This window comes from Paractinoplanes aksuensis (genome assembly GCF_024137025.1).
Lineage (GTDB): Bacteria > Actinomycetota > Actinomycetes > Mycobacteriales > Micromonosporaceae > Actinoplanes > Actinoplanes aksuensis.
The window spans coordinates 175,634-188,857 of the sequence record NZ_JAMYJR010000001.1; the positions used below are offsets into that span (position 1 = coordinate 175,634).

The following is a 13,224-nucleotide window of genomic DNA, read 5'->3' on the forward strand; positions in this document are numbered from 1 at the left end:
CCTGGTCGCCCGCGTCTCGCGGCAAAAGACGCCTTCCGGCTATAACCGGAGACTGCAGTGATCATATGGCGCCTTCAACCGCGATGTTCGCATTCAGCAGGCCAGAACACCGGGCCCCAACCCGCCGCCACAGGAACCGGCAAGCGCGCATCGCGGCATGAGAGTGCACCCGGCTCCGGACACAGCCACGAATTTTCCGGGAGGACCGGCCTCACCACGGTGCGCGACGCGCTCCAGCAATAATTGCTTTTTGCGCCAAGAATTGGACCAGATCGATATCGTGCTGCAGCAGCTTAGATTCCCGACTGCCAGGCACAATCATCTTTACGCCGGTTTTACCTCCATCCTCTTTTGTGTGTACGATTCTGCATCGAATATCATAAACGCGGTCCGCAGCCTGGCGAGTTAGCTTGTTACCCGCATCCACCGGGTTTATTACAGCGACGTCTTTGATCTTTTTGCCTTCGGTAAGAAACTTCTTCCTCTCGTCGTCGGCGTCAATAAAGGCGCGAAGCTCTGAATCTTCAACAATCGCGTCTAGGGTGTCCTTCAGCTGATCTCTTTCACCCCCGAATCCACGCGGCGATTGAGATGCGATGGCCAAAATTCCATTGAGTTGAGAGTCGTCATGCAAGTCAAAGCGAGGATCGAGCAATTGGCGACGCAGTCGCTTCAAGGTTTCAGCGCGAGAGAACAGTGGATAGAAATACTCGATTACCTGATAGAAGGCTTGAAACTCGAGAAGTGGGGTACCCACGGCGGTGCGCCCATATTCATAGAGCGCAGTAGCCTCTTGCGCATACTGCACTTTAGGGAGACGCAGCTTGGTGGCAGCATCTTTAGGTCGCCTTGCTCGAATTAGCGAATCGCGGTTGAACCGAACAAGCTGAAGTAACCCTCCATAGAGCAGGTCAATCTCAAAAAATAGAGCTCCTGAAAGACCCTCAAGCAGGGCAACTGCATCATCATGACGTCCTGTTGCGACGTTCCTGATCTTCAGAGTAAAGGAGCGATTAGAGGTCATATTCCTTCGATAGTGCAGGTGCTCCAGCGTCTGCATCCCCGGCGATGGAGGAGAAAATTCCACTTCATGAACCGAAGATCCCTCAATTGGCAAAACCCATGGTCGATCAGGATTGATGTGCGTAGTCGACCTGCTTGCTATATCAATTACTTCTTCATCGGTTGAATCCGGCTCTTCAGCCGGAGAATCGACGGAGGCCTGTATTGCTCCGGGGAGCTGTTGAGGAAGCCAGCCCATCCCGAAGGCAGGGCGCACATAAGCCTCAATTGTGCGGTCTTTGCGATCCAAGAAAGCCAGATAGTCGGAGAGCATGGTCCAGTATTCAAAGTTGCTCTGGAGGAATCCTGGTGCGCGCCGAGCGCCGAGCGGAAACGACGTCTTCTCTCTCCCATTGGGAAGAGAGATGGTCAAATACTTCAGGACGGTATCGTCTTCCCTGACCCGTTCAAGCCATCTAGCCTCGATTCCTGCCGCCTGGGCTCTAGACCAAACAAGATCACGATCGTCGCCAAAATTTGGTTCTTTGACGGGTTCAAGATCTGTTTCGAGGTATCCTTGCTCTTCCACGGAGGCATTCTATCGTTTCCCAGCCGTTGTCAGCGAAAATCTTTTCCGGAAGAACCTGCAACCAGCTGGAGTCACACTCACATCGGCATGACAGTGCGTCTTCATGGCTAGCCCGCTTGCGGGATCCTGGCGTAGGCGCTCATGAATTCCTCTGCCGGCCACTCGCCGCCTCCGTGCACAGGTGACCAGGTGAGCCAGGCGGGGTTCAGAAGTCGCGCCACTGGTCGGTCAGTTCGGTGGGGTCCAGGTGGCGGCGGGCGGTCAGCTGTTGCACGTCGATGCCGGCGGTGGTTAGGACGTTGTCGATGTACTCGCACAGTTCTTCGCGGGTCAAGGTGTCGATCTGGGTCTGGACGTCGTTCAGGGCGCGGACGACGCGCTCGACCGCGGCCCACACCGCCTGGTCCGGGACGTCGGGGGCCAGGGCGGCCACGTCGCGCTCGAAGGTGGACAGGCGGGTGTCGACGGCGGCGAGGAAGTCCGGTGGCCAGGCGCGGGCGGCGTAGGCCTCGTCGGGGGCCAGCGTTCCGGCGGCGACGGCCCTTTCCTGTTCTGTGACCTCGTTCTGCCAGCGTTCGGTCAACCGCTCGATCATGGCGGCAGCGTAGAGCAGCGGTTACTTCTCCACCAGATCGGTCAGGGGGGTGGGCTGGCTGATGTTGGCGGGGGCATTCCACTTCTGCAGTTCTGAGGTGTTGCAGACGGAGACCTTGACCTTGCTGGTGCCGTCGGAGTGGAAGTCGTTCGCGACGCCGCTGGACTGGTCGGTGGGTTGCAGGCAGTAGCCCTTGTAGTCCTTGATGCGGTAGCTCGTGCCGTAGTCGCCGGTGTCGTGGTACACGGTCCAGGTCAGGTTCTGCTGGGCCTGGACGGCGGCCGTTGCGCACTGCACGACCGTCACCCACGAGGTGGCCGTCACGATGCCGGGGGAGCGCAGGCAGTAGTTGTTGGTGGCGTTGCCGTTCTTGCTGTTGCTGGTGGCGTTCGTGTTGTTGACGATGATCGGGCCGGTGGCGGTGATGTTCGGGATGACCGGGGTGGGGTGGACCCACTGCTGGTTGAAGTCGACCACGCCGCCGGGGTCCTGCTTGCAGAACCAGGCGATCATGTACGTCGCGCTCATCGACTTGCTCGTGACGTCGAGGCAGCGGCTGAACTGGGCGTAGTTGACCAGCTGGTTGGTGTTGTCGCCGGCCATGCCCGCGCCCACGCCGGTGGCCGAGCGCCAGATCACCGTGCTGCTGTTGCCGGAGCACGAGCCCAGCACCACGGCGCGGTCGGTCGTCGAGCCGGGGGCCTTGACGTTCACGCAGGACGCGCCGTCGGATTTGCTGGCGGGCGTCGTGCTGTGGAACTGCGAGCTGCCGTCGAGCGCCCACTGGAAGGTGGTCGTGCGGACCGTGGGGCAGGCCTGGAAGACCAGCGCGGTGCCGGCCTTGCGGTCGCCCGAGAACAGGCACATGCCGCTCTGCGCGTCCGAGGACTCGGAGTTGATCATCTTGAGGTAGAGGTCGGCCGTGTAGCCGAACTGCTGGCGGCTGCTGCCGTCGCACGGGGCCATGAGGACCGGGTTGCCGGCCTTGGGGGCCTTGCTCGAGCCGGAGTCCATGCACTGCTGACCGAGGGTGGAGCTGTTGATCCGGATCTGGCCGCCGGGGATGTTCGTGTTGCTGGTCGAGAACACGTAGGTGGCGACCAGGGTCCGCTTGATCTGGCCGCTCGTCCCGACCGAGGTGACGATCGCCGTGGTCGGGACGTCGGTGGCGGGGCACGGGATGTTGAGGGCGTCCTGGTCGCGGTACTGCAGGGTCACGGCGTACGCCAGTTTCTCGCCGTTCGATTTGAGGCCGGCGTCCCCGGTGAGCGTGCACGGGGGCAGGTTCTCCAGGTATCCGCTCTGGGTGTCCTGGTCGGCCGCGGCGCGTACGCGGGCCATCATCACGTCCATGCCGGCCTGGGCGGCGTTGACGGCCGAGTTGCGTTCGGCCAGGTTCTGGGTGGACCGGATCTGGCGCAGGACCATCGGGACCAGCAGGGCCGACAGTGACAGCACGACGGTGACGACGAGCATCGCCATCGGCATCGAGCCGCGGTCCTCGCGGAGCCAGGAGTGCCTCATACCGTGGGCCTCGCCTTGCCGCAGTCGTTGGCCGTCAGTTTGCCGTTGTCCGAGAAGACGTTGCTGGCGCTGGTGTTCAGGGCCGTGAACAGCACGTCGAAGGGCAGGCTGGTCACGCCGATCTGGCCGGTGAACCGCAGCCGGACCTGGGTGTGGGCGAGCTGGTAGTCGTTGCCCACGCCCGTGGTGCCGGGGCTGGCCGTGGCGAACGGCTGCGAGTTGGGCAGGTAGACCGTGAACGGCGCGATGCCGCTGGTCTGGACCAGGTCGGTGCCGATCGTGGCCGGTGCGCCCGGCGTCGTCGACGGCAGGTTCCAGGTCGCCATGGTCAGCACCCCGTTCCTGAGGACGAGTTGCCGGCAGCCGAGCGGGGTGGCGTACTCGAGGTACCAGGTGCCGTTGACCTGTCCCGGTGTCGAGACCCAGCTGGCGTAGCGCAGCTCCTTGTCGAGCCGGCGGAAGCTGCTGGTGAGCTGGTCGCGGGCGGCGCCCGTGGTGTCGGCCCGGTTCAGGTTCGAGTAGACCCCGCTCAGGCCGGTGGTCACGATGATCATCACGACCGACATGAGGCCCATGGCGACCAGCAGCTCGACCAGGGAGAACCCGTCGTCGTCGTTCATGTGACCGTCCAGACGAGGGTGAGGACGCTGGTGGCGGTGACCGCCGTCGCCGTCGCCGTGACCGTGTACGCGCCCGCGGTGGTCGGCGTGCCCGTGATGGTGCCCGAGAGCGCGTTGTAGGTGAGCCCCGGCGGCAGACCGGTGACCGTCACGACGGGGCTCAGGCCCAGCAGCGCTCCGTTGGTCTTCAAGGGCAGGGATACCGCTGTTCCCCGGACGGTTGTCTGGTCGGCCGCGGTGAGCGGGGGCGCGTTGAAGATCAGCGAGGTGGTGCTGTTGATGATGAGGACGATCCGCTGGCTCGCGCTGCCACCCGTGCCGCCGAGGCTGTCGGTGACCGTGATCGTGGGCAGGAAGCGGCCGGTGACGTTCGCCTTGTCGTTGATCATGCCGTTCTTGCTGTTGATGGTCACGCCGACGGGCAGGCCGGTCGCGCTGTACGTGAAGTTGCCGTTGCCGCCGGCGCCGACCGCGGTCAGACTGACCTTGTCCTTGAGGTCGATCGTCTGGTCGGTCAGCGGGTTCAGGGTGACGATCGGGAACACCGTATGGGTGTAGGTGTTCGAGCCGGCGATGCCGTTCTGGTCGGTGGCGGTGATCGTCGAGGTATACGTGCCGGGGGTGGTGACCGTGCCGGTGATCGCGCCCGTGCCGGCGTCGATGGTGAGCCCGGGCGCGAGCGTGGTCGACGTGTAGACGTACGGGCCGACGCCGTTGGCCGCGGTGGCCTGCAGGCTGACCGCTTCCGAGATGTGGTTCGAGGCGTTGGCCGGTGGCACGACCGTGGTCGGCAGCACGACGGTGAAGGTGATGGGCTCGGTGTCGGTCCGGTTCAGCTTGTCGGTGACCGTGGTCGAGGTCGGGGTGATGCCGGCCGTGGTCGGGGTGCCGTTGATCAGCCCGCCCGGGGTCATCGACAGGCCGGCCGGCAGCTTGGCCACGGTCCAGGTGTTGGGGAGCTGACCGCCGCGCGCCTCGAGCTGGGCGGCCGCCGGGACCCCGCGATAGAACGTGACCGACTGGGTGAGCACGACCGGCGACGGCCGGTGCAGGTCGAAGTTGGGCTCCGGCGCCCGGCTGACCAGCGTCGAGGTGACGTACAGACAGGTGTTCGGGGGGTTTCCCGGCGCCACGTCGCACGAGTTGTCGGGCCAGGTGATCAGCACGACGGCCCGGAAGAACTTGAGGATCTTGGTCTTGTCGGCCGGGGCCGCACTGCCCAGCGGATAGACGCACTCGCCGGTGCCGGTCAGGTAGACCTCGCACATCCCGACGTAGACCATGCGGGTGTACTGGGTGCCCTCGACGGTCGTGACCTGGGCCGCGGTCGAGATCGGGGCGTCGGCGCCGTCGGTCGTCAGAACGGCGCTGTCCTCGTCCCGCCCGACCTGCATCGTGGCCAGGTAGGGCTTGACCGCGGCGGGCGCGGCCGCGAACTGGTTCTCACCGGCCTGCTGGCCGTGCCCGCTCAGCAGTGAACTGCCCTTGAGCCCGCGCACCTGCTCCATCGCGGTGTCGGCGAGCTGGATGGCCACCTGCTGGGTGCGCTGCTTGTTGACGTTGCGCACGCTGCCGATGAAGAACGGCGTGCTGGCCAGCAACGTGATGGAGAGGATGGCCAGCGCGACGAGGACCTCGACGAGGCTGAAGCCCTCGTCGCCGGCGCCGCCGGGGGCCCTGTCGCGCATGCTTTCCTCCCGGCACGGTGGTCCGCATCTCCCTCATCTGCATGATCGGCATCATGCGGGAGGGCCTTAGCGGAACGTCGCCGGAAGGTCAGTGCTTGTCGTCGAGCCAGATGTTGTCGTGCTTGGCGTAGAACTCGGCCCGCTCCTCGTCCTCCATCTGCGCGATCCCGACCAGCCCCTCGAAGTAGGCCTCACGCGGCGCCCCGGGCGAGAAGTGCAGCAGCATCGAGGCCGGCTCGCCCGACACGTTCTTGAACCCGTGCAGGCCGCCGATCGGCACGTGCACGTAGTCGCCGGGCTCGGTGGTGACCCACTCCCGGCCGTTGTAGATGCTCATGCTGCCGGTGAGGATGTAGAACGACTCGGCGATCGAGCGGTGGAAGTGGGGATCGGGCCCGGTCACACCCGGCCCGCATTCCCAGCGGTAGAGCCCGAACAGCCCGCCGGTCGAGTCCCCGGAGGAGAGATAGGACACCCGGGTCCCGTTCGGATACTCGAACTCGGGTGGTGTGTCCCGGGGCCGGTAGGTGGCGCTGACTTCACCGGTGATGCCGTGGTATCGCGACGGTGGATAGGTCATACCGATCATCTTGCCCTCAGGCCGCTGTCAGCTACCACCCAGCCAACGCTTCGGCTGGTTTTCGGTCCCGCTTGCTGTCATGAGTCCCATGACAGAAGACTCGACCGACCGCCTGGAACGAACCCTCTTCGAGGTCAAGAAGGTCATCGTCGGCCAGGACCGTTTGATCGAACGCCTCATGACATCCCTGCTCGCCGGCGGCCACTGCCTGCTGGAGGGCGTCCCCGGCGTCGCCAAGACGCTGGCCGCCGAGACCCTGGCCACCGCCGTCGGCGGTTCGTTCCACCGGATCCAGTTCACCCCCGACCTGGTCCCGTCCGACATCCTCGGCACGCGCATCTACCGCGCCGGCAAGGAGTCGTTCGACGTCGAGCTGGGCCCGATCATGGCCAACATCGTGCTGGCCGACGAGATCAACCGCGCCCCGGCCAAGGTGCAGTCGGCGCTGCTCGAGGTCATGGCCGAGGGGCACGTCTCGCTCGGCGGCCGCACCTACCCCGTGCCGCGTCCGTTCCTGGTGCTGGCCACCCAGAACCCGATCGAGAGCGAGGGCGTCTACCAGCTGCCCGAGGCGCAGCGCGACCGCTTCCTCATGCGCGTGGTCGTCGGCTATCCCACCGAGCAGGAGGAGCTGGGCATCCTCTACCGCATGGGGGGCGCCCGCCCGGCCGCCCAGCGCGTGCTCGACCCGATGATCCTGCACGGGCTGCAGAACCGGGCCCGCGAGGTGTTCGTCCACCACGCCCTGGCCGAATACGTCGTCCGCCTGGTCCTGGCCACCCGCGAACCCGAGCGGTTCGGCCTGCCCGAGGTGGCTTCGCAATTGGCGTACGGGGCGAGCCCGCGGGCCACGCTGGGCCTCGTGGCCGCCGGCCGGGCCCTCGCCCTGCTGCGCGGCCGTGACTACGTGCTGCCGGCCGACCTGCTCGAGATCGCCCCCGACGTGCTCGCGCACCGCCTGGTGCTCTCGTTCGACGCGGTCGCCGACGGTGTGCAGGCCGAGGACGTCGTCCGCCGCATCCTCGAGGCCGTGCCGCTGCCGCTGATCGCCCCGGCCCAGGAGCACGCGGGGCCGGGCCTGGGGATGGCCGCATGAACGAGGGCGGCTTCCGGGCCGAGCTGGTGCCGGAACGGCGGTTGCGCCGGCTCGAACTGATGATCACGCGGCGTCTCGACGGGCTCCTGCATGGTACGTACCTGGGCCTGCTGCCCGGTATCGGCAGTGAACCCGCCGGCAGCCGTGAGTACCGGCCCGGCGAGGACGAGGTGCGCCGGATGGACTGGTCGGTGACGGCCCGCACCACCGTGCCCCACGTGCGCACCGTGGACGCCGACCGCGAGCTCGGCACCCACGTCCTGGTCGACGCCAGCGCCAGCATGGACTTCGGCACCGCCGACCTGGAGAAGCGGGAGCTGGCCATCGCCGCGGTGGCGGCCGTCGGCTTCCTCACGCTCGGCAACGGCAACCGGCTCGGCGCCCACCTGCTCGCGGGCGAGGGCGTACGGCGTTTCCCCGCTCGCGGCGGCCGCCAGGCGCTGCTCTCGTTGCTGCGGGCCATGATGCTCACGCCCCGCAACCAGCAGGCGGTCGGCCTGGCCGCCGGCATACAGACGCTGCACCGCCAGACACCCCGCTCCGGGCTGGTCGTGGTGGTCTCCGACTTCCTCGACGGGCTCGACGAGGACGGCCTGGGCCCGGCCGCGCCCGCCTGGGAGGAGCCGATGCGCCGGCTCGCCTCCCGCCATCAGGTGCTGGCCGTGCAGGTCGGTGACCCGCGCGAGCAGGAACTGCCCGACGTCGGCCTGCTGACGCTGGTCGACCCCGAGACCGGCCGCCGCCGCGAGGTGCCCACGGCCAGCCGCAAACTGCGCGAGCGGTACGCCGCGGCCGCGGCCCAGCAGCAGGCCACGATCGCGCAGGCGGTCAAGCGGGCCGGCGCCGCCCACCTTCCCCTTCGGACCGACCGCGACTGGGTCGCCGACATCGTGCGTCATGTGCATGCCCGGCGGCGGCTGAGCCGGGGTGCCACGAAACCCCAGAGGAATTCGAGATGACCTGGCTTTCCCCCGAACGGTTGTGGCTGCTGCTCGGCGTGGCCGCGCTGGCCGTGGCCTACGTGCTGACCCAGCGCCGCCGCAGCAAGTACGCCGTCCGTTTCACCAACCTGAAGCTGCTCGACCGGGTGGCCCCGCGCCGCCCGGGCTGGCGGCGGCACCTGCCCGCCTCGCTGTTCCTGGCCATGCTGGGCCTGCTCGTGGTGGGCTTCGCCCAGCCCCAGGACCAGGTGCGGGTGCCCCGCGAGCGGGCGACGGTGCTGGTCGCGGTGGACGTCTCGCGGTCGATGCTGGCCGACGACGTCGCCCCGGACCGGCTCAGCGCGGCCAAGGACGCGGCCCGCATCTTCATCGAGGACCTGCCTGAGCAGTTCAACGTGGGGCTGGTCGGGTTCGCCGGTCAGGCCTCGGTGTTCGTGCCCCCGGGCACCGACCGGGCCCAGCTCGGCGCCGGCATCGACCGGCTGGCCGACGGTTCGGCCGGGCAGGCCGGCACGGCGATCGGCGACGCCATCGCGTCGGCGCTCGAGCAGATCCGCTCGGTCGACGCGGCCGCCGACGAGGACGTGCCGCCGGCCCGTGTGATCGTCCTGTCGGACGGCGCCAACACCTCGGGGCAGGACCCGGCCGAGGCGGCCCGCATGGCGACCGAGCTCGGCGTTCCGGTCGACACCATTTCCTTCGGTACGGCCGCCGGCACCATCGGCGACGGCCAGGCCGTGCCGGTCGACGGCGAGACGTTGCAGTCGGTCGCCGAGGCCACCGGCGGCCGCTACTTCGAGGCGGCCAACACCGAGGAGCTCCAGAACGCGTACGCGGACATCGGCTCTTCCGTGGGTTATCAGACCGAGGTGCGGGACGTGTCCGCGCGCTTCATCGGCATCGGGCTCGGCCTGGCCGTGCTCGCGGCGCTGGCCTCGATGTTCTGGTTCGCCCGCCTCCCCTGACCTCTGGAAAGGAACGCTCATGTCTGGACTCGGCTCACCTCGCGGCCCGGAATTCCACTCGCCCGACTGGGCCACGGCACCCTCACCCGGCTCTTCTACCGAGCCCGCGCACAGAGCGCCGCGCCGCCTGCCGGCCGCTGCCCTGGCCGCACTGGCCGTCATCGGGCTGTCGGCCGGGGCCGGGGGAGTCGCCGGTTACGCCGCGGGCCGCGACGACGACGGTGCCGAACCGGCCACGGCCGCCCCGCCGCCGGTCGGCGGGGTGCCCTCGGACCTGGTCGGGGCGGCGGCCCGGGTGCTCCCGGGCGTCGTGTCGGTGCAGGTGCGCACCGCCTCGGGCGGCGGCTCCGGCTCCGGGTTCGTGTTCGACGACCGCGGCCACATCGTCACCAACAACCACGTCGTCGCGGCCGGCGGGCGCGGCGGGAACATCACCGTCGTCGGCTCCGACGGCAAGCGCCTCAACGCCGAGGTGGTCGGCACCGACCCGAGCAACGACATCGCCGTGCTGCGGGTCGACGACGCGGGCGCGCTCGACCGGCTCGACCTGGCCGACCCGCGCGCGACCCGGGTCGGCGAGCCGGTGCTGGCGGTGGGCTCCCCGCTGGGACTGAGCGGTACCGTGACGGCCGGCATCGTCAGTGCGCTGGACCGGCCCGTACGCCTGGGGGGAACTTCACGCCAGACGGCGGTGCAGACCGACGCCTCCATCAACCCCGGCAATTCCGGCGGACCCCTCGTGAACGCCCGCGGCGAGGTAATCGGGGTGAATACGGCCATCGCCACCCTGGAGGGCGGTGGTTCGATCGGGATCGGGTTCGCGGTTCCCATCGAACGGGCCCGTCAGGTCGCCGATTCCCTCATCTCCCGTGGATAGTCGAAGCATGCGGTTGCTGGTGGTTGAGGACGAGGAAGATCTGGCGGAGGGCCTCCGGGTGGGGCTCGCCCGCACCGGTTACGCGGTGGACGTCGCGCTCGACGCCGCCCAGGCCTATGACCGGCTGACCGTCAACGAGTACGACCTGATGCTGCTCGACGTGAACCTGCCCGACGGCAGCGGGTTCGACCTGTGTCGTTCGCTGCGCACCGGCGAACTGCCGACTCCCGGCGACACCGATCCGCGGGTGCTGATGCTGACCGCCCGCGGCGGGCTGGACGACCGGGTGCGCGGACTCGACGACGGGGCCGACGACTACCTGGTCAAGCCGTTCCACCTGGCCGAGCTGCTGGCCCGCGTGCGGGCCCTGCTTCGGCGTGACGGCGGCGGGGGTTCGGCCCAGCTCACCGTGGGCGACATCGTGCTCGACGCGGCCCGCCACACGGTGACCGTGGCCGAGCGCCCGTTGTCGCTGACGCCCAAGGAGTTCGGCGTACTGGAATATCTGATGACCCGGCCCGGGCACGTGGTCTCGAGCGAGGAACTGCTCGAGCATGTCTGGGACGCCAACGCCGACCCGTTCACCCAGACCGTGCGGGTCACCGTGGGCACGCTGCGGCGCAAGCTGGGCGAGGGCTCGATCGAGACGGTGGTCGGGCGCGGCTACCGGCTGCGGGAGGCGGCGGCGTGAATCTCCCCGAGGTGTTCCGGTCGATCCGGTTCCGGCTCACCGCCGTTTATTCGATGGTGCTGTTCGCCGTGGCCGCCGTGACCCTCGGGGGGATCTACCTGGCCGTCCGCGAGACGACCGAACCGCAGCCGGTGACGGCCCAGCTGGGCAAGGTCTACAACCAGAACCGGGAGTTCCAGGGGACGACCAGCGTGGCCGAGATCGGTCAGATCGAGGCAGCGGTCAACTACAACACGCTCACGACGCTGCGGTCGTACACGTTGATCGCTTTGGCCGTGCTGTTCGTGGCCAGCCTGGCCATCGGCTGGGTGCTCTCGGGGCGGGCGCTGCGGCCGGTCGGCGCGATCACCCGGACCACCCGCGAGATCCAGGCCACCGACCTGTCCCGGCGGATCCGGCTCGGCGGGCCCCGCGACGAGCTGCGCGACCTGGCCGACACCATCGACTCGATGCTCGACCGGCTCGACCACGCGTTCCAGGCGCAGCGGCAGCTCATCGACGACGCCTCGCACGAGCTGCGCAGTCCGCTGGCCATCATCCGGACCAACCTCGACGCGTCGCTCACCGTGGACGAGGCGACGCCCGAGGAGAAGCAACGCGCCGTGGTGGTGGTCGACCGGGCCACCACGCGCATGTCCCGGCTGGTCGAGGACCTGCTGGCCACGGCCCGCCGCGACGCCGAGGCGACCCCCGACGCCGACGTCGACCTGTCGGTGGTGGCCCGCGAGGCGGGCGAGGAGTCGTTCGTGACCGACCGGCCGCTGCGGCTGCGCGTCGCGACGGCGCCCGAGCTGCACCTGATCGGCGACGCCGACGCTCTGCGCCGGGCCGCGGGCAACCTGCTGTCCAATGCGGTGCGGCTGGCCCCGGCCCCGTCGACCATCACCGTGGCCACCGGCCGCACGGGCTCGTGGCTGTGGCTGGCCGTGGCCGACGAGGGCCCCGGCATCGCCCCGGCCGACCTGCCCCGCGTCTTCGACCGCTTCTGGCGCGGCGCCGACGCCCCGCCCACCGACGGCGTCCGCCGGGAACGCCGCACCGGCCTCGGCCTGGCCATCGTCCGCCAGATCGTCGAGTCGCACGGCGGCCGGGTCGCGGCCTACTCCACCCCGGGCAACGGCAGCACGTTCGTCCTGTGGCTACCCGCCGCCGACCGCACCGACGAGGACCCACCCCCGCACGGCAGCCCCTGGCCTTAGATCACGTCGAGCAGGCCGGCGGCGATGGCGCGGGCCGGCGCCAAGGAGGCGGTCTCGAGTTCGCGGAAGACCTTCTGGGCGCGGACGGCGGGCCATTCCGCGGGCAGGTGCTCGACCGGCAGGCGGGGGTCGCGGCGGATGGCGTGCAGCCACTCGGCGATCAGGCTGAGCCGGGCCGCGAGGGGGTCGGTCAGTGGTGGCGGGCCGTCCCAGCGGGCCAGGAACTCGGCGTAGTTGCGGGCCAGGCCGTCCAGGTCGTACGCGTCGCGCACCAGGGCCCCGATGTCGGTGAGCGCGCCGGCCCGGGCGTGGAAGACGCGGGCGTGCGCCTCGAGGCCGAGCTCGCCCACGATCTGCTGGGCGTCGACCTCGCCCGGCGCTATCCACAGGCCGCCCTGGATCGGCCCGAACCCGGCCCAGGCCAGCTGGGAGCGCAGGTCGTGCCGCTGGCGCTGCCACGACTCGGGCAGCGAGAAGCTGAGCAGCGTCCACGTGCCGTCACAGCGGTCGTTGACGGCGCCGGTCTCCCAGATGCGGGTGCGGCCGTCGCGCAGGATCGCGGTCGAGCGTTCGGTGAGCCCGAAGTACATGCGGCGACCGGCCCGGCGGCGCTGCAGCAGGTCGCGGTTGACCATGCGGGTCAGCGTGGAGCGGGCGGCGTGCTCCGAGACGCCGAGCCGGGCGCACACGTCGATCACGCTGCCCGAGAAGACGCTGACCCCGCGGTCGAGCACGAAGTCGCCGAACAACATCAGCAGCAGGGTCTGCGGTTGCGCCATACGGAAGATGTTAGGCAGATTCTTGACGGCAGTTCCAGACGCGCCTAACTTCGGCATTCACGCTCCCACATGTTCAGG

The 13,224-nt window shown here is 68.6% G+C and carries 13 protein-coding genes; 6 read left to right on the forward strand and 7 right to left on the reverse strand.

Annotation, left to right across the window (positions count from 1 at the left end):
- Positions 1–211: 211 nt before the first annotated feature.
- The 6 genes from M1L60_RS00810 to M1L60_RS00835 form a co-directional block, all read right to left on the reverse strand.
- Positions 212–1,591: a hypothetical protein gene (locus M1L60_RS00810; RefSeq protein ID WP_253235265.1), complete on the reverse strand. Its 1,380-nt coding sequence runs from the start codon at positions 1,589–1,591 to the stop codon at positions 212–214.
- 205 nt (positions 1,592–1,796) lie between these two features.
- Positions 1,797–2,186 (reverse strand): hypothetical protein, encoded by a 390-nt coding sequence (locus M1L60_RS00815; RefSeq protein ID WP_253235266.1) that lies wholly within the window; start codon positions 2,184–2,186, stop codon positions 1,797–1,799.
- Between the two features lie 21 nt (positions 2,187–2,207).
- Entirely contained in the window at positions 2,208–3,710 is a 1,503-nt protein-coding gene (locus tag M1L60_RS00820) for a ricin-type beta-trefoil lectin domain protein (protein ID WP_253235267.1), read from the reverse strand.
- Complete coding sequence (locus M1L60_RS00825; protein WP_253235268.1) at positions 3,707–4,330, reverse strand: PulJ/GspJ family protein; 624 nt, start codon at positions 4,328–4,330, stop codon at positions 3,707–3,709. Before M1L60_RS00825 ends, M1L60_RS00820 begins: the two co-directional genes overlap by 4 nt.
- The gene (locus M1L60_RS00830; RefSeq protein ID WP_253235269.1) at positions 4,327–6,018 is read right to left on the reverse strand and encodes a putative Ig domain-containing protein; all 1,692 of its coding nucleotides are present in this window, start codon (positions 6,016–6,018) and stop codon (positions 4,327–4,329) included. The genes M1L60_RS00825 and M1L60_RS00830 overlap by 4 nt, the downstream gene beginning before the upstream one ends.
- 88 nt (positions 6,019–6,106) lie before the next feature.
- A complete protein-coding gene (locus tag M1L60_RS00835; protein WP_253235270.1) occupies positions 6,107–6,598 on the reverse strand; it encodes a cupin domain-containing protein in 492 nt (163 codons plus the stop codon).
- A gap of 79 nt (positions 6,599–6,677) precedes the next feature.
- Between M1L60_RS00835 and M1L60_RS00840 the strand changes: the two genes are divergently transcribed.
- From M1L60_RS00840 to M1L60_RS00865, 6 genes are read left to right on the forward strand one after another with little or no spacing between them, the layout of a single operon-like run.
- A complete protein-coding gene (locus M1L60_RS00840) occupies positions 6,678–7,694 on the forward strand; it encodes an AAA family ATPase (RefSeq protein WP_253235271.1) in 1,017 nt (338 codons plus the stop codon).
- Positions 7,691–8,653, forward strand: coding sequence for a DUF58 domain-containing protein (locus M1L60_RS00845; protein ID WP_253235272.1), 963 nt, complete (start codon positions 7,691–7,693; stop codon positions 8,651–8,653). The genes M1L60_RS00840 and M1L60_RS00845 overlap by 4 nt, the downstream gene beginning before the upstream one ends.
- Positions 8,650–9,600 carry a VWA domain-containing protein gene (locus tag M1L60_RS00850; protein WP_253235273.1) on the forward strand — a complete coding sequence of 317 codons (951 nt, stop codon included), beginning with the start codon at positions 8,650–8,652 and terminating at the stop codon, positions 9,598–9,600. The genes M1L60_RS00845 and M1L60_RS00850 overlap by 4 nt, the downstream gene beginning before the upstream one ends.
- A 19-nt stretch (positions 9,601–9,619) precedes the next feature.
- A complete protein-coding gene (locus tag M1L60_RS00855; RefSeq protein WP_253235274.1) occupies positions 9,620–10,477 on the forward strand; it encodes a S1C family serine protease in 858 nt (285 codons plus the stop codon).
- Between the two features lie 7 nt (positions 10,478–10,484).
- Complete coding sequence (locus M1L60_RS00860; RefSeq protein WP_253235275.1) at positions 10,485–11,168, forward strand: response regulator transcription factor; 684 nt, start codon at positions 10,485–10,487, stop codon at positions 11,166–11,168.
- Positions 11,165–12,367: a HAMP domain-containing sensor histidine kinase gene (locus M1L60_RS00865; RefSeq protein ID WP_253235276.1), complete on the forward strand. Its 1,203-nt coding sequence runs from the start codon at positions 11,165–11,167 to the stop codon at positions 12,365–12,367. The genes M1L60_RS00860 and M1L60_RS00865 overlap by 4 nt, the downstream gene beginning before the upstream one ends.
- On the opposite strand, the gene M1L60_RS00870 is transcribed toward M1L60_RS00865, so the two are convergent.
- Positions 12,364–13,146, reverse strand: a complete 783-nt coding sequence (locus tag M1L60_RS00870) for a PaaX family transcriptional regulator (protein ID WP_253235277.1) — start codon at positions 13,144–13,146, stop codon at positions 12,364–12,366. The genes M1L60_RS00865 and M1L60_RS00870 overlap by 4 nt on opposite strands.
- Between the last annotated feature and the right edge of the window lie 78 nt (positions 13,147–13,224).